Source organism: Halomonas sp. 113, assembly GCF_904067645.1.
Classification (GTDB): Bacteria; Pseudomonadota; Gammaproteobacteria; order Pseudomonadales; family Halomonadaceae; genus Vreelandella; species Vreelandella titanicae.
On sequence record NZ_LR881453.1, the window covers coordinates 1,315,748 to 1,330,808 of the forward strand.

A 15,061-nucleotide genomic window follows, 5' to 3' on the forward strand; every position below is an offset into this window, starting at 1 on the left:
AGGTTTCTTATCATTTGGAGTCTCTATGTTTCGTTTATGTGTCCGTGACCACTTTATGATCGCCCACAGTTTCAATGGTGAGATCTTTGGCCCTGCCCAGCGTACCCACGGCGCTACCTATGTTGTCGATGTGGTTTTTCAGCGCCCCGAGCTGGATGAGGACGGCCTGGTGATCGATATCGGCCTTGCCAGCGAAACGGTAAAATCAGTACTGGTAGGTTACAACTTCTGTAATTTGGATGAAGTGCCCGAGTTCGCGGGTAAAAATACCACCACCGAGTTCATGGCCAAGGTGATCTTTGACCAGCTCGCCAAGGCGATTGGTGAGGGCAAAATGGGCATCACCGCCAAAGGGATTACCCATATGGAGATCAAGCTACATGAATCCCATGTAGCCTGGGCAAGCTATGAAGGCGCTCTATGAGTAAGCGGTTTAACCTTATCGTTGCCGGTGACCCTGCTCAGCGTACCGGCGGCTATATTTACGACGCCCAAATTGTCTCGGCCCTGCGTGACCAGGGATGGGAAATTGACGTCGTCGGCTTGGCTGGCACGTTTCCTGATGCGGATGCCGAGGCAGCAGAAGCGCTCACTCAGGCCCTAGCGTCGCTTCCCGATCAGGCGGCGGTGGTGATTGATGGCCTGGCCATGGGAGCGCTGCCGGAGGTGGTTGCCCAACATGCCCAGCGGCTGGAAATCACAGCGTTGCTGCACCACCCCTTAGGCGATGAGTTGGGCCTTGATGAGGCTGATCAGCAGCGCTTTCATCGCAGCGAGTTAAACGCGCTTGCCCACGTGGCGCGGATTATCGTCACCAGTCACTTTACCGCCCGGCGCTTACCTGAGCTGGCGGCTCACTATGAAATGCCACTCAATCCCAGTGTCACTGTGGTTGAGCCGGGTGTTGCCCAGGCGCCGATCAGCTCCGCAGCAGAACCGGGTGAGCTACTACGTTTGCTATGTGTGGCAACGTTAACGCCGCGCAAAGGGCAGGATATTCTGGTAAAGGCATTGGCGGGCGTTAGCGGCGATCACTGGCAATGCGACTGCTACGGTGGCGCCCGGGATGCCACTTTTACCCAGCGTGTACAGCAACTGATTGATCAGAACGGCTTGCAAGACAGCGTACGGCTTCACGGCGAGTGCGATGGCGCTACGCTGGAAGCGGCCTATCGCAGCGCCCATGCGCTGGTACTGCCCTCTTGGTATGAAGGCTACGGCATGGTGGTCACCGAAGCCCTGGCCCACGGCCTGCCAGTGATTACCACTACCGGTGGTGCGCTTCGCGATACCTTGCCTGCAGGCGCTGGTTTGAGCGTTGAACCGGGTGACGTCGACGCGCTTCAAGATGCCCTCAGCCGTTTTTGCCATGACGACAAACTACGCCACCAACTGCGCCAGGGAGCGGCCCAGGCCCGGGATGCGTTAAGCGACTGGCAAGAAGCGGGGGCCAAGTTTACCGCGGCGCTAACTGCGCCCGCCGATTCTCCAAATTTGCGCCCAGGCAGCCAGTTTGCGTCCGACTGGCTGACGCTGCGGGAGGCAACTGATGTCGATTCCCGTAGCCAGCCCTTGGCTGAGCTTGCCGCGGAGTGGCTGAGCGCGCGTACTCCGGCGCCGCTGATAGCGGATCTTGGCTGCGGCCGGGGCAGTAATATGCGCTTTCTGGCGCCGCGCCTGAATGGCCAACAGCGCTGGAAGCTGATCGATCACGACGCCATTTTGTTAGCCCAGGCGCGCCAGCGTGCTGCCGGATTAAGCAATAGCCAAGGGCAGCCCGTGGCCGTTGAGACGCACTGCGTATCGTTGGAACTGCTTGCTGAGGTGCCGCTTGACGACGCGCACCTCGTCACCGCATCGGCGCTGCTGGATCTGGTCTCCGAGCAGTGGATCGATGCTTTTGTGGCTCGCATTGCCGGGCAGCAGCAGGCGCTGCTGATAGCGCTAAGCGTGACCGGTGAGTGGCACTTTATTGACCCTCAAGGCGCGCCGGTGCTGGATGACGAAGACCGCTGGCTGCAGGCGATGTTTATGGCTCACCAGCAGCGCGATAAAGGTTTAGGTGATGCACTAGGCGGGCAGGCGCACGGGGCATTAGTTGCCGCGTTAGAGAGGGCTGATTATCGCATTGAACAAGCTGAAACACCGTGGCAGCTCGCTGCTGGCAGTCAAGAACAGCAGCCGTTAATGATGGCGCTACTCGAAGGCTGGGCCGAAGCTGCCACCGAGCAAGCCCCGGAAGCGGCGGCGCGTATTGCCACCTGGTTACAGCAGCGCCAGCAGGCGGTGGCCAATGGCGAACGGGGTATTTGGGTGGGGCACCGCGACCTGTTTGCTACGCCTCTGTTTGCCAACCCCAGGGAAGAGGCCTAATCCTATGGGGCCTGATCAAGGTATGTTCACTCGACTGGGGGCTTGTTATAAAAAGCTGGCGCGGAGAAGCCCATGGCTACGCCGCATGGTGGTCAGCATAGCGTTGCTGGGTGCGGTGGCGTTGTGGGTGGAGCCCCAGGCGATTGTGGCGGAGGTGCAACGTTTCTCCGCGGAGTGGGTCGTGCTGGCGTTAGCCATCAGCACGCTACAGATCATGCTTTGCGCCTGGCGCTGGCAGTTTACCGCGGGTCTTATTGATGTACCGCTGCGGTTTGCTTACGCGCTACGGGAGTACTACCTGGCCCTACTGGTCAATCAGCTGTTGCCCGGCGGTGTATTAGGCGACGCCGGGCGGGCGCACCGCCATGCCACTCAAGCGCAGTCTAGGGGGCGCGCCTGGCGAGCGGTGATTATTGAGCGCGCCTCGGGGCAGGTCGCCGTGGTGATGCTAACGCTAACCGCGCTGCTTTTCTCACCGCTCTGGCATGCCGCGCTGGGTGAGTCAGTGATCACAGCGGTGGGGTTAAGCGCATTCGCCGCTCTTGCGGCGCTCATCGCCAGCGGCCTGCTGCTGCGCCAACGTTTTAGCCATGGGCTGACAAGGCTGCCGAGCTGGTGTCAAGCCCTGGCGCGCGATGTAAGGCGTGGTTTGTTGCGGCACGGCGTGTGGCCCCAGCAGTTGCTTTCGTCTCTGGTGATTGTGTTGAGCTATGGTCTGGTAATGGTCTGTGCGGCTCGGGCGATTGGCGTTGAGCTACCGTCGCTGCAAGTGCTGGCGCTGACACCGGTACTGCTACTGGCCATGCTGATCCCGTTTTCGGTAGCCGGATGGGGATTGCGTGAAGGCGCCGCTGCCGGGGTCTGGGCGCTGGTCGGCCTGCCACCCGCTCAAGGCGTGGCGGTGTCATTGGCTTACGGGGTGCTGGTGTTGCTGGCGAGCCTACCGGGTATCTGGGTGGCGCTGAGTCGTCGTGAAAAAGCGCAACCTTCAGGCGGTAGTATCCCGCAGTCGCAGATCGAACAGCGTGTCGTCACCGCAGCGGAAAGTCCGCATGGGCGGGCGCAGCGCACTCTCAAGGGTCTCAATAGGCGTCATTTGCAGCCCTGGCCTACCGGAGCCGATCAGCAGCGGGGCGACCAACAGATGCAGACGGTCAACGGCACCCGCTTCGATAAACTGAGACACCGTAATGCCGCCACCCTCTATCAGTACCCGCGGCAAGCCCTTTTCGGCCAGCAGGGTGACAACATCTTTGGGATTGAACTGACCGCTGGCATTCAGCGGCAGTACGCAACGTTCAACGTGGGCCACGCTCGCCGTTGCCTGCAGCTCAGACCCCATGATATGCAGCGTCGGGGCGTTATTGGTGTTCAGCAGTGCCAAGTCGCTGGGAATGCGGCCGCGTGGATCCAGCACCACCCGCATCGGGTTAGTGCCGCTAACATGGCGCACGGTCAGCTGCGGGTTATCGGCGCTGGCGGTACCCGCGCCGACCACCACTGCGTCGACCAAAGCGCGCAGACGATGCAGGTGAACCAAACTTTCATGGCCGTTGATGTAGTGGGAGTGGCCGCTTTCCGTGGCAATGCGGCCATCCATACTCTGTCCCAGCTGCGCCACCACCCACGCCGGTCGACTGGCCAGCGGGGTCAGGCAATCGAGCAGCTCTCGCGCCTCAGCGGTGATCGCTTTAGCCGTTTGCCACTCACCGGTTGGCGCCAAGGTGATCGCCACATCGCAAGAGCGCCGATGACGCAACGCCAACAGCCATTCCCAAGCATCGGACAGCGCAATAATGTTGACATGGGATTCGGGCATGACGCCTCCGTGCTAGAAAATCCGCTTCATCATGCGGGCTCTCGTCAGTTGAGAGCAAGTTGTTTAGAGCAAGCATGCGCCATCCCCCTCGTAAGGAAGCCAGGAGGCCTACATGTACCAGATTGAACGCGCTATTTTCGACATCCGCCGTGGATTGCCAGTGGTGGTGAATGCCAGTGGGCAGCGTTTGCTCGTGCAGGCGCTGGAAGGCAGTGAATCGGTCGAAGCGCTGGCTTTGCTAGCAGGCGAGCGGCCTTCGCTGGTGCTTACTCGTCACCGCCTGACGGCGATGGGCATGAACTTGTCCGCCGAGGCCGCCAGCCTACCGCTGGTAGCTCACATTAGCACCAATGAGCTGAATGGCTTGGCCACGGCGGAAACGCTTTCACAACCTGCGGGTGGGTTACTGAGCGGGTTAAAGCCCGCCGGAATAGCCGAACTAGGCGCCGTGACGCTGATGCGCAGAGCCCTGCTGATTCCCGCAGCGCTCTGCGCTTTTGTTAGCCAAGAGGCTACAGCGACCATTGAGCAGCAGTTGGCAGAAGGACGCCTGCTGCAAGTCAGCGCTGAAGACGCTACACAATGCCTTGCCGGGGCGCCGGGCATGCTCAAGCGGGTGAGCGAAGCGAATATCCCCCTCGAGGATGCTGCCGACAGCCGCTTTGTGCTTTTCCGTGAGCCGGACGGCCTGCGTGAGCACGTTGCTGTGGTGATCGGTAAACCGGAGCGCTGGGAAGGCGCGGTTCCGCTACGCCTGCACTCGGCGTGTTTAACCGGTGACCTGTTCGGCAGTCTGCGTTGCGATTGCGGCGAGCAGCTACGCAACGCCGTGGCGGATATTCAAGCCATGGGTGGCGGTGTGCTGCTCTATTTGGCTCAAGAGGGCCGGGGCATTGGCTTAGCCAATAAACTACGCGCCTACACCTTACAGGATGGTGGCCTGGATACCGTGGATGCGGATCAAGTACTCGGTTTTGGTGACGATGAGCGCCAGTATGCGGTGGCTGTGGATATGCTCAATGCGCTCAATATCGACCAAGTTCAACTGCTGACCAACAACCCCTTGAAGATGGAAGCGTTGCGTCAGGGTGGTATTGAAGTGGTATCACGCCAGGCGCTGTACGGCAGCGTTACCGACCACAACCAGCGCTATCTAAATGCCAAAGCCACCCGAGGCGGGCACTTCTTGGAAGATGTGCTCAGTAGCCAGCGTTAAACCGTACTAAGCGCTAAACATGAACCAACACGAACCTAGTGACGGGGCTGTCATTAGTTGATTAGCGGTGGTAGTTGGGCGGTTTCTTTTACCACTGCTGCTAACTGTCTTGCGTAGTGTTGAACCAGTTGCTCGCCTAGTTCAGCGCTGGCTTGGCTGGCATCGCCCGCGACACCTTGGGTGCTTAAGTCTTCCGCCAGCCAGGCAAAAGCCGCAGCACCTTCTGCGCTCACTAATGCATCGCCTTGGGGCGCTGCAGGCGGGGTGGCCTGATAGCCGTCCAACTGCACCAGCGTTGGCGCTAAATAGAGCATCATAGCGGTTTCGAGCAGTCCGCCGTGTAAGCCGTAGCGCAACTCTTCAAAGGCAATCGCGCCCTCTAGCGGTGGTAGCCGTGTGTAAGTCGCTTTGACCACGCGCATACCATGCCGCCGACGCAGGGTTAACCCTGCCAAATCCATCACTGCCTTATTACCACCATGGCTGTTAATCAGCACCAGGCGGCGAATGCCGGCGTGGGCTAAGCTGTCGCCGTAGGCTTCAAGAGTAGCAATGGCCAGCGGCGCGGGTAGGCTGAGCGTGCCGGGAAAATTGGCGTGCTCGTCGCTGGCGCCCACTGCAATCGGCGGTAGGCAGATTACGTTCAGGTGGGTATCCAGCTTCTCCAACATAGCGGTTTGCAGCCCCTCGCCAATGGTCAAGTCGGTGGCTAAAGGGAGGTGAGTGCCGTGCTGTTCAATGGCCCCGAGCACCAGTACCGCTACAGGGTCGCATTGGGCGAACTCGGCTAACTGCGGAGCGGTGAGGGTTTGCCAGTGGTGAATCATAAAATGAGAAGCCTTTAGGTATTAAGCATCATTCAGAAGTAATCGATGATCCGAGCGGCAGGCGTACAGGTCACCGGAAGGCAATCCTTCGGCCCCTGTGCTTAGCCACTCGCTAACCGCTTGCGGTGTTTGCCACTCGGTCCAGCGAAAGTGGCGTTGTTCACCGGCCACCACGTTGTAGCGGTACTCGCCAAGGCGGCTTAAGTGGTTCACGCAGGCGTTGTTTATTTCCAGGGCGCCTGCCACAAACTCCACCGACAGCGCGGCCACCGGGCAACTTAGCCCCGCCAAAACCTCCGCCTCAAAACCTTCAACGTCGATTTTTATAAAGCTGGGCTCGCCATACTCGTCAATTAACGCATCCAGCGTGGTCACCGGCACCCGTAAACGCTGCTCCCATCGTACCTGACTAAAGCCTGCGTTGCGTTCGCCGATCTGCTCCCGCCACTCGGTGGCCAGGGTAGACAGGGTCGGGTTGCTGGGGCTGATCGCTATCTCAGCAAAGCCCACCGTAGGGCCCGCCGCCATCGGCAGCAGGGTAATGGTCGGCGGCTTTACCAGGCGTTTAAACCATTTGGCGAGGTCGGGCTGGGGCTCCAGCGCCACCACCTTGGCGCCGAGCGCATGAAAAGCCGCGCTACGGTCGCCTAGATGCGCGCCAATATCAAAGGCAACGGTGCCGGGTTGTATGAAAGGCTGATAGAGGCGCTGCAGGCCACGCTGACGCCCAGGCCGCCAATAAATAAACAGCGAGCGGGCTAGCCCACCCGCGCTGCGCAGTCGTCGTAGCGCCATGCGCCGCATTAGTTGGGCTCTCTGAATGGACGTGCCTTGATCCACACAGGCGCTGGCGAGATAAGGTTTGCTTGATAAGTGCTATTCGTCATCGGGATACCACACGTAATTCCAGGTTTCGCTAACTGGTTCGCCGTTTAAGGTGAGCCTTAGGCGAACATCGCTGGGTTGATCGCTGGCGGGTAGCCGGAAGCTGGCTCGCCAGCCATTGTTGGGCAGCGCGGTGACCTGGGGGAGCAGTACCTCGCCGTGTTGGGCGCTAATGTCTAACTCGACGGGCTGGTCAGCGGTGAGTTCCTCTAAGGCACCTCCCTGAAAGTCGACAATAAACTGGCGCTGGCCTTGTGAGGCAGAGTCCGCTTGCCCCGGCACCGCCGCATTGCCATGACGAGTGCGAATGGCGCGGCCAAGATTGTGCGCATCAGGCTGAGTGTTCAGCGTGTGAGTGAGATAGTGCAGGCGGCGCGATTCGCCGGCATCCAGGGTGTCGTCCGCCACCCAGTAGGCGACTATATTGTCGTGAGTCTCATCGGGGGTAGGGATTTCGACAAGTTCCACGTGGCCCGGGCCCCAATCATCCAGCGGCACAATCCATTGGCTGGGGCGACGGTGATACTGGGCTTCGGTATCCAAATAGCGGTTAAAATCCCGTTCCCGTTGCATTAATCCAAAGCCTTGAGGGGAGTCGTCTACAAAGGCGGATGTATGCAGGTGAGATGGGTTACTCAGCGGGCGCCAGATCCACTCGCCGCTACCGGCATGTATCAGTAGGCCATCGGAGTCGTGCACCTGTGGACGAAAATCGTCCGGCCGCTCGCGGCTTGCCTCACCATAAGTGAACATACTGGTGAGCGGTGCAACGCCCAGCTTGGCAATATCTTGCCGGGCAAACAGCTCCGCTTCGACCTCGACCTGAGTATTCTCACCGGGTTGGATAACAAAGCGATAGGCGCCGCTGACCGAGGGGCTATCCATTAACGCCAGCAGTTCAATCTGTTCGGCATCAGCCTCGGGTTTATAGAGCCAAAACTCGCGAAATGCCGGGAACTCTTCGCCATCTGACGAGGCGGTATCGATCGCCAGCCCGCGAGTAGATAGTCCGTAAGCCTGGTCACGCCCGACAATGCGGAAGTAGCTGGCACCGAGAAATACACCAAATTCGTCGGCGTAGTCATCGCTGTTAAGAGGGTAGTGGAGGCGAAACCCCGCATGGCCGCTGCCGACTAAGTCTTGCTCTTTCAGTGCGGCGGCATTGCCATCGTAGGTGTAGTCCTCTGCTGAAAAGGGCAGGGGCGTTACCGTGTCGTTTTCGATAACGTTCAAGGCAATCGGGGTTTGAAACAGAAAGCCGCTATGAAATAACTGTAGGTTAAAAGGGCTCTCGTCTTTCCAGTAGGCGTGTTCGGGATCAAAGCGAATTTGCCGGTAGGTATCGTAATCAAGCTCACGCAATACCTCTGGTAAGGTCTCTTCCGGGGCTTGGTAGGTTTCTTGAGCAAGCTGTTTGGCGCGTTCAATAACCTGCCTGAAGTGCGCATCGTCTGCGGCCAACGCTGGCAAGGTCAGCGCGCAGCCAATTAACACTATCCATTTGCCAGGCCGCCACTTGGCAACCGGCTTCCTACCAACTTGATTACAACGCATGGGCGAAATCCTTTCCGGTGAGGGCCTGCAAAGCGCATGGCCTAAAGCCAAGCAAAGCGTGAAATTTTTACACAACAACTATACGATAAAATATTACAGTACATGATTATTGCGCTTTTCAGCAGCCTTATTCCTTGCTCTCTTATCTTGCGATTGGGTACAGCTACTCAACGAGACCAAGCGCTGACAGACTGTACCTTTGACACTGTAAGCTAAAGTAGGCACCTATGGGGATGCGATGAGTCGATTATTACTAATGCTTCTAACGCTGAATTTCTTACTCATCGCGCCGCTCTGGTGGCGTTTTGGCGAGATCAGCTCATATTTGCTCGCTTGGGAGGCGCTTATCATTGCGCCGCTCATGTTGCTACTTCCCGTCGGCCAAGCGCGCCGCATAGTGTCCATCGGACTCGTTAGTTGGGTGATGTTGGCAACCGCCGCGAATCTAGGCGCAGCCGCCACCCAAATGGCCTTTGCCCGGCCACTTAATCTTTATCTTGATATACCTTTGCTGCGCTCAATTTATCACCTGCTAGTAGGTAATGTAGGTCAACTGTTGGCAGTTTGCGCAATGCTGCTGGGGGTTGCCCTGCTGATAGCCATCACTCTGGTTTTGGCACGCCTGATGATGCCACCCGTTGCCTACTCTGTTAAGCGCCTGCCTGGCGTGGTCGCGTTAACGCTGCTGGTCACTGCCACTACCGGCGCGGCGCTTGAACTCAATGGAGTACGGCTGATAGAAAGCGCGCGCTTGCCAGCTGTGGACACCACGCGTTTTCAGTGGCAGCAAATTACCGATACCCACGCCGCCCGCCTCGCCTTTACTGCACAGCTGGAGGCCGCACCCATGGAGGCGCGACCACTGCCGGGATTGGCGGGGCGCAATGTACTGCTCACCTTTATTGAGTCCTACGGTATCTCGGCGCTGGAAAACCCACGTTACTCCGACGTTCTACTGCCTACTCTAGCCGAGATGCAACAGCGCCTGGGGGAGCATAACCTCCACGTGGTCTCTGGCATGTTGGCCTCACCCATTCGTGGTGGGCAGTCATGGCTAGCCCACGCGACAGCCCTCAGCGGCCGCTGGATCGACAACCAGCTGTGGTATCAGCTGATGTTGGACAGCGGCCACTCCACTTTGATCGATGATTTTCGTGCCACTGGTCAGCGAACCCTCAGTGTGATGCCCGCCATTACCCTGGCGTGGCCGGAAGGGGAGGCCTACGGTTTCGATGAAATTGCCGCAGCGAAAGATATCGCTTACGCCGGGCCTGCTCTCAACTGGGTAACCATGCCGGATCAATTCACTCTCGATTACACCCAGCGCTACTTGCTAGGTGAGACACCGGTGTTTGCCCAATTGGCACTGATCTCCAGCCATGCCCCATGGACGCCGATTCTGCCGGTACTGGACAATTGGTCATCCATTGGCGATGGGCGTATTTTTGCCCCCTGGGAGGATGCCGGTGACCCACCAGAAGTGCTGTGGCAGGACATTGAGCGCATTCGTGACCACTACGCCTGGTCGGTAGACTACGCTGTGAAAGTCACCGGCCGCTGGGCTGAACGTGTAGTGGATGATAATACCTTGATGATAGTGCTGGGGGATCATCAAGCCGCGCCGTTGATTACCGGTGACGATGCCAGCGCGGCAGTACCGGTGCATATTATTAGTGGCGACCCTGCGCTATTGGCACCCTTTATAAAGCGTGGCTTTGTTCCCGGCACATTGCCTACGCTCGAAGAGTCGCGCGACGCGCCCAGAATGAGCCAATTACGCCACTGGCTGCAGGCCGATTTTGGAGAGTTAAATGATGTTTACACCGAGGATGGTGATGAGTGAAGGGCGGAATGACTTGCGGTTTACCAAAGCCAGCTATTAGGGCGTGCCGGTGTTAGCCCTTTGCGAACATCGACCCAACCGAGTACACAGCGCACGCCTAGCCATACCGCTAGCAGCGGCCAGAGCAGGGTGCCGACTACCACAATGCTTAGCAAAAAGGCGATGCAGGCATAGAGCGTGCCGATCCAGAAGGTGCGGATCAGATACCGGTAGTGCTGCTGCAGCCAGGGCGCCGCTTCTTTACGATAAACATAGGCGATGATTACGCCAATCAGCAGGGTGATATTGGCAGTGACAATACCCGCTAAGTAAAGCGCGTAGATAATCTGCGGAGCGCGTATCTCATCGCGGGGTATAGGGGGTTGTGCCATCAGTTCTCTCTTTTTCAGCCTAATAAAGACGATAGTCGCGGAAGTTGGCTAGATTTTGCTGCTCCTGCACTACTTTACGGTAGCGCTTGTACTCCCATTGATACTGTGCAGGCTCCAAGGCAATCGCACTCTCGACGCTGGCATTGACGCCTGTGGCAGACTGCACATCATCGTCGCTATAGACCCGCTCGTCGGCATCCAGAAAATGGATCTCAAACCCTTTACCAGGAATACGTAGCGCGACGCCGGTGACTACCCGTGCCTGGGTGCGGGCGACCAATTTCGGCAGCAGGGTGGCGGTGTAAGCCTCGCGACCAAAGAAGGGTGCAAAAACGCCGCTGCCCCAGTCGGGCTCCTGGTCAGGTAGTATGCCAATCGCTTCGCTGCGTTTAAGCGCTTTAAGTAATGCCGCAACGCCGCGGGGGTTGGTGGGAACCAAACTTGCCCCCATACGCTCGCGGCCATGACGAATGACGGGATCGAGGGCGGTGATTTTGGGTGGCTCGTACATGGCGGTGAAAGGGAAATGGCTCGAGAGCCAAAAGTTAAGCACCTCCCAGTTGCCGAAGTGCGGGGCAAGCACAATCACGCCGCGGCCTTCGGTGCGGGCGTTATCGAGCTTGTCGCGACCGTGCACCGCTAAAATGCTGGTCTCTACCTTGTTTGGTTCCGCCATCCAGGCGTGGCCCAGCTCCAACATCGTAGCCGTTGAGTGGCGTAAACTGTGCTGACCAAGGGTTTTACGTTCAGCAATGGAGAGGTCTGGGTAAACGATCGCTAAGTTGCGATCGGTTACCCAACGCTCACGCTTATTAAAGCGGTAAACCAGGGGGCCGAGCGCCGAAGAAATACGCCACAGGCGCGCAAGCGGCCAGCGTGACAGTTGACGCCACAGCCAACTGATCGCACTGGCTTTGGAAAAACGCCTAGCGTTATTAGCCCCCTGTGGTGTCATCGTTAAATCAACCAAGTATCTACATTGGAAGGTGCGCGCTTCTCCTGCAGCCCTTTGAAACCTTTAACACAGCGAATAATGAACCACACGGCTAGCGCCAGCAAAAGTGGGAAACCGATCACTGCAAAGAGCAATATCGAGAAAATAATGCCGTACACCAATCCTATCCAGAAGGTGCGGATCTGGTAGCGGTAGTGCTCGTCCAGCCACGTAGGGCCTGTGCCCTTATAGACATAGGCAATGACCACACCAATAATCGACGTAAAACCAAGGATAAAACTGGCCAGATAGAGCGCATAAATAACCATTGCCATGGTTGTGTCGGGCTGGGAGCTCTGCTCTTCGCTTACGACTTGGCCGTCGAGTGGGGATTCACTTTCGTTATCAAGCATAACGTTTCCTTTCATTCAATTGTATAGATGCTGAAGTGGGTGATGGTGCTTGGCACATCAGTGCGCGCTATTTAAGCGCGATATATAATACCTTGATTCATTAGACTTAGCATTAACGCGAAGAGGGGCGGCAAATCTCTAGCAGGTTACCGTCCGGGTCACGCAGATAAATCGACTCAATCGGGCCTGTGGCGCCTTGGCGGGCGACGGGGCCTAGCTCTACGTCTATCGCCAGCGCATCTAAATGCTGCTTGAACTCATCCAGCGGCAGTTGGCAGCGCAGGCACAAGTCCAGGCTGCCAGGGGTGGGTGTGGCTGAAATGGGGGCAATATCGGTATCGGTTTGATGTAGGCGAAGTGCCGTATCACCGAGCATTAAATCGACCCGTTGGGCATCGCGATAGCGCACGTCTAGGCCCAAAACACGTGAGTAAAAATCGACTGCGCGACCCATATCGGTCACGGTTACAACAAGATGATCCAGACCTGATAGCATGCCACCTTCCTTAATACGTAACGATAAGCCAGAGAATACGATGATGCGCTGCTGTCCGCTCTGTGTGGAGCCCACTACTGCGCCCTACCACCGGGATCGGCGTCGTGACTACTACCAGTGTGCCACGTGCAAGCTGGTATTTGTCCCCCCCGAGCAGCATTTAAGCGCCGCTGCAGAAAAGGCCGAATACGATAAACATCAAAACTCGCCGCATGATACGGGATACCGGCGCTTTTTAGGGCGTTTATTTACCCCGCTGTTAGCTAAGCTCGAACCCAACGCCCGCGGTCTTGATTTTGGTTCAGGGCCAGGGCCGACGCTGTCGGTTATGTTCGCAGAGCAGGGGCACCCGATGGCTATTTACGACCTTTTTTACGCCCCCGATGCCTCAGTTTTGACACAAATATATGATTTTATCACCGCCACAGAAGTTGTTGAGCACTTGGCGCAGCCCGGCAAGGTGCTTACGCAGTTGGCGGCTCAGCTCTCGCCAGGTGGCTATCTGGGCTTAATGACCAAGCGCGTCACTTCGCCGGAGGCTTTTGCCCGCTGGCACTATATTAGCGACCCCACCCATATCAGCTTTTTTAGTGAGGAGACCTTCCGTTGGTGGGCACAAAAGAATAGTTTAGTAGTGGAATTTCCTGGGCCAGACACGGTTATTCTACACAAAACGCTAACGTGAATAATTATAACGTTAGAAAAGCATTGACTTTGCCCCCTTTGGGGTAATAATTGCGCGCCGCTATCCCGGCCTGACTCGATGTGCCAGGTGAGATGACGGTTCCTGTGAACACGCTTAGTAGCGTTTTTACGCCTGTTTTCAGTCCTTTGTTTCACCACTTTTAGGCAAGACGAGGTTTTCATGTCGCGGCAACTGCTAGCCATGGCGCTGGCGCCCCTGTTAGGGCTCTTCATCCTCGGGATTGGCAACGGTTTTCTTGCCACCTTAATTACCGTGCGCTTGGATGCTGCCGGTGAGTCGGCCACGGTCATCGGTATTGTCTCGTCGGCTTACTTTATCGGTTTAGCGTTGGGCGCAATGGTGAATGACCGCCTGTTGCTGCGCATTGGCCATATTCGCGCTTACGGCAGTTTTGCCTCATTAGTGGCCGTCACGGTGCTGCTGCAAGGCTTGTTCTTCGACCCCTGGGCCTGGTTTGTACTGCGCCTTATCGGCGGCTGGGCCACGGTTGGGGTTTATCTGGTTATCGAAAGCTGGCTGCTCACGTCAGGCGACCAGAAGGTTCGCGGCCGCCTGCTGGCGCTTTATATGATTTCACTTTACGCCGCCGGTGTATTGGGCCAACTGCTGCTGGGTGTTACCAACGCCATGGGCGTCACTGCGCCCTTTATGGTGATTGGGCTACTGGCCTCGCTCTCTGTGCTACCTATGGCGATGATTCCTCGCGTGTCACCGATTATGGAGCACGCCGAACCGCTTCCCCCGCACCGTTTGATCACCCTGACGCCTACCGGTGTGATGGGTAGTTTAGGCTCTGGGATGGTGGTAGCTGCAGCGTACACACTGCTCCCGCTCTATTTACAGCGTATTGGCATGAGTGTCAGTCAGGTGGGGCAGATGATGGCGGTGGTGATTATGGGCGCGATGCTGCTGCAGTACCCGATTGGCCGTTGGTCGGATCGCCATGACCGACAAATGGTACTGATTGGCATTAGCGGTTTCTGCGTGCTGATCTCGGCGGCGATGCTTTGGCTGCCGCTCTCTACGCCGCTGTTGGCGGTACTGCTATTCTTGCTTGGCGGTGGGGTATTTGCGCTCTACCCGGTGGCGGTGAGCCACGCCGCCGACCGCGCCCCCGCAGGGGCGCTGGTGCGTATGAGCCAGGGCCTGTTGCTGATCAACTCCATTGGCGCCACGATCAGCCCGCTAATGATTTCTCCGGTGATGACCGCGATGGGCGATGCGGGTCTGTTTTGGGCCTTCGGCTCACTAAGTCTGTTCTTTGTTATGTTCTTCTCCTGGCGGCGTAGCGTGCGCCCGGCGCCTGTGCCTGTGGCACCCTTTACGCCGACTACGCCAATGACCGCTGCTGGTGCTGAGCTGGTGGTCACCGAGGAGTTGATGCAGGGGGCACTGGAGCACGAGCACTTGGAGGATCTCTCAGATGCCGTATGGGACGTCGACGCCGCTGAACCGGTGGTAGGGCCGCCTGCGGAAGATGAGAGCCATATCACTTATTATGATGATGTGGAGCAAGCAAGTGAGCGAAAGTAAAGACGGGTGAGGACGCTAATCATAGCGGGTGATACCTTGGGCTAATGGTGTGGGCAAGAGAGTGTTACTACTATCAAGGGTACACTTTCAA

The 15,061-nt window shown here is 57.6% G+C and carries 14 protein-coding genes and 1 pseudogene; 7 read left to right on the forward strand and 8 right to left on the reverse strand.

Translation table 11 applies throughout. The features are described from left to right. Positions 1-25: 25 nt before the first annotated feature. The 3 genes and pseudogenes from YERSI8AC_RS06245 to YERSI8AC_RS06255 form a co-directional block, all read left to right on the forward strand. Entirely contained in the window at positions 26-424 is a 399-nt protein-coding gene (locus YERSI8AC_RS06245) for a 6-pyruvoyl trahydropterin synthase family protein (RefSeq protein WP_022520541.1), read from the forward strand. After that, complete coding sequence (locus YERSI8AC_RS06250; protein ID WP_159176338.1) at positions 421-2,373, forward strand: glycosyltransferase; 1,953 nt, start codon at positions 421-423, stop codon at positions 2,371-2,373. Before YERSI8AC_RS06245 ends, YERSI8AC_RS06250 begins: the two co-directional genes overlap by 4 nt. 85 nt (positions 2,374-2,458) lie before the next feature. Further along, positions 2,459-3,304, forward strand: a pseudogene (locus YERSI8AC_RS06255) (lysylphosphatidylglycerol synthase transmembrane domain-containing protein); the annotation flags it as partial. A 57-nt stretch (positions 3,305-3,361) separates the two neighbouring features. On the opposite strand, the gene YERSI8AC_RS06260 reads toward YERSI8AC_RS06255, so the two are convergent. Further along, a complete protein-coding gene (locus YERSI8AC_RS06260; protein ID WP_321169484.1) occupies positions 3,362-4,192 on the reverse strand; it encodes a RibD family protein in 831 nt (276 codons plus the stop codon). Between the two features lie 112 nt (positions 4,193-4,304). Between YERSI8AC_RS06260 and ribA the strand changes: the two genes are divergently transcribed. Then, complete coding sequence (gene ribA, locus YERSI8AC_RS06265) at positions 4,305-5,408, forward strand: GTP cyclohydrolase II RibA (RefSeq protein WP_159176340.1); 1,104 nt, start codon at positions 4,305-4,307, stop codon at positions 5,406-5,408. Between the two features lie 53 nt (positions 5,409-5,461). On the opposite strand, the gene YERSI8AC_RS06270 is transcribed toward ribA, so the two are convergent. From YERSI8AC_RS06270 to YERSI8AC_RS06280, 3 genes are all read right to left on the reverse strand, one after another. Continuing rightward, positions 5,462-6,235, reverse strand: coding sequence for a creatininase family protein (locus tag YERSI8AC_RS06270; protein WP_159176341.1), 774 nt, complete (start codon positions 6,233-6,235; stop codon positions 5,462-5,464). Between the two features lie 21 nt (positions 6,236-6,256). Next, complete coding sequence (locus YERSI8AC_RS06275) at positions 6,257-7,039, reverse strand: FkbM family methyltransferase (protein WP_022520535.1); 783 nt, start codon at positions 7,037-7,039, stop codon at positions 6,257-6,259. 72 nt (positions 7,040-7,111) lie between these two features. Beyond that, positions 7,112-8,674 (reverse strand): glucan biosynthesis protein, encoded by a 1,563-nt coding sequence (locus YERSI8AC_RS06280; protein WP_236557261.1) that lies wholly within the window; start codon positions 8,672-8,674, stop codon positions 7,112-7,114. 238 nt (positions 8,675-8,912) lie between these two features. Between YERSI8AC_RS06280 and YERSI8AC_RS06285 the strand changes: the two genes are divergently transcribed. After that, positions 8,913-10,517, forward strand: coding sequence for a sulfatase-like hydrolase/transferase (locus YERSI8AC_RS06285; RefSeq protein WP_159176342.1), 1,605 nt, complete (start codon positions 8,913-8,915; stop codon positions 10,515-10,517). Positions 10,518-10,537: 20 nt separating this feature from the next. Here the strand turns inward: YERSI8AC_RS06285 and YERSI8AC_RS06290 are convergent, their stop codons facing one another. The 4 genes from YERSI8AC_RS06290 to YERSI8AC_RS06305 form a co-directional block, all read right to left on the reverse strand. After that, a complete protein-coding gene (locus YERSI8AC_RS06290; RefSeq protein WP_159176343.1) occupies positions 10,538-10,888 on the reverse strand; it encodes a DUF4870 family protein in 351 nt (116 codons plus the stop codon). Positions 10,889-10,907: 19 nt separating this feature from the next. After that, the gene (locus YERSI8AC_RS06295) at positions 10,908-11,843 is read right to left on the reverse strand and encodes a lysophospholipid acyltransferase family protein (RefSeq protein WP_022520531.1); all 936 of its coding nucleotides are present in this window, start codon (positions 11,841-11,843) and stop codon (positions 10,908-10,910) included. Positions 11,844-11,845: 2 nt separating this feature from the next. Then, positions 11,846-12,235 (reverse strand): DUF4870 family protein, encoded by a 390-nt coding sequence (locus YERSI8AC_RS06300; protein ID WP_159176344.1) that lies wholly within the window; start codon positions 12,233-12,235, stop codon positions 11,846-11,848. 112 nt (positions 12,236-12,347) lie between these two features. Then, a complete protein-coding gene (locus YERSI8AC_RS06305) occupies positions 12,348-12,731 on the reverse strand; it encodes a VOC family protein (RefSeq protein ID WP_022520529.1) in 384 nt (127 codons plus the stop codon). 40 nt (positions 12,732-12,771) lie between these two features. On the opposite strand from YERSI8AC_RS06305, the gene YERSI8AC_RS06310 reads away from it, so the two are divergent. Further along, on the forward strand, positions 12,772-13,416 hold the full coding sequence (locus YERSI8AC_RS06310) for a class I SAM-dependent methyltransferase (RefSeq protein ID WP_201304198.1): 645 nt from the start codon (positions 12,772-12,774) through the stop codon (positions 13,414-13,416). A gap of 180 nt (positions 13,417-13,596) precedes the next feature. Further along, the gene (locus tag YERSI8AC_RS06315; protein WP_009287257.1) at positions 13,597-14,970 is read left to right on the forward strand and encodes an MFS transporter; all 1,374 of its coding nucleotides are present in this window, start codon (positions 13,597-13,599) and stop codon (positions 14,968-14,970) included. Positions 14,971-15,061: the final 91 nt, after the last annotated feature.

Excerpts from the sequence above, each read along its gene's own strand:
- YERSI8AC_RS06245 (WP_022520541.1), top strand. The coding sequence starts at position 26 with ATGTTTCGTTTATGTGTCCGTGACCACTTTATGATCGCCCACAGTTTC.
- YERSI8AC_RS06250 (WP_159176338.1), top strand. The coding sequence starts at position 421 with ATGAGTAAGCGGTTTAACCTTATCGTTGCCGGTGACCCTGCTCAGCGT.
- YERSI8AC_RS06260 (WP_321169484.1), bottom strand. The coding sequence starts at position 4,192 with ATGCCCGAATCCCATGTCAACATTATTGCGCTGTCCGATGCTTGGGAA.
- ribA (WP_159176340.1), top strand. The coding sequence starts at position 4,305 with ATGTACCAGATTGAACGCGCTATTTTCGACATCCGCCGTGGATTGCCA.
- YERSI8AC_RS06270 (WP_159176341.1), bottom strand. The coding sequence starts at position 6,235 with ATGATTCACCACTGGCAAACCCTCACCGCTCCGCAGTTAGCCGAGTTC.
- YERSI8AC_RS06275 (WP_022520535.1), bottom strand. The coding sequence starts at position 7,039 with ATGCGGCGCATGGCGCTACGACGACTGCGCAGCGCGGGTGGGCTAGCC.
- YERSI8AC_RS06280 (WP_236557261.1), bottom strand. The coding sequence starts at position 8,674 with ATGCGTTGTAATCAAGTTGGTAGGAAGCCGGTTGCCAAGTGGCGGCCT.
- YERSI8AC_RS06285 (WP_159176342.1), top strand. The coding sequence starts at position 8,913 with ATGAGTCGATTATTACTAATGCTTCTAACGCTGAATTTCTTACTCATC.
- YERSI8AC_RS06290 (WP_159176343.1), bottom strand. The coding sequence starts at position 10,888 with ATGGCACAACCCCCTATACCCCGCGATGAGATACGCGCTCCGCAGATT.
- YERSI8AC_RS06295 (WP_022520531.1), bottom strand. The coding sequence starts at position 11,843 with ATGACACCACAGGGGGCTAATAACGCTAGGCGTTTTTCCAAAGCCAGT.
- YERSI8AC_RS06300 (WP_159176344.1), bottom strand. The coding sequence starts at position 12,235 with ATGCTTGATAACGAAAGTGAATCCCCACTCGACGGCCAAGTCGTAAGC.
- YERSI8AC_RS06305 (WP_022520529.1), bottom strand. The coding sequence starts at position 12,731 with ATGCTATCAGGTCTGGATCATCTTGTTGTAACCGTGACCGATATGGGT.
- YERSI8AC_RS06310 (WP_201304198.1), top strand. The coding sequence starts at position 12,772 with ATGATGCGCTGCTGTCCGCTCTGTGTGGAGCCCACTACTGCGCCCTAC.
- YERSI8AC_RS06315 (WP_009287257.1), top strand. The coding sequence starts at position 13,597 with ATGTCGCGGCAACTGCTAGCCATGGCGCTGGCGCCCCTGTTAGGGCTC.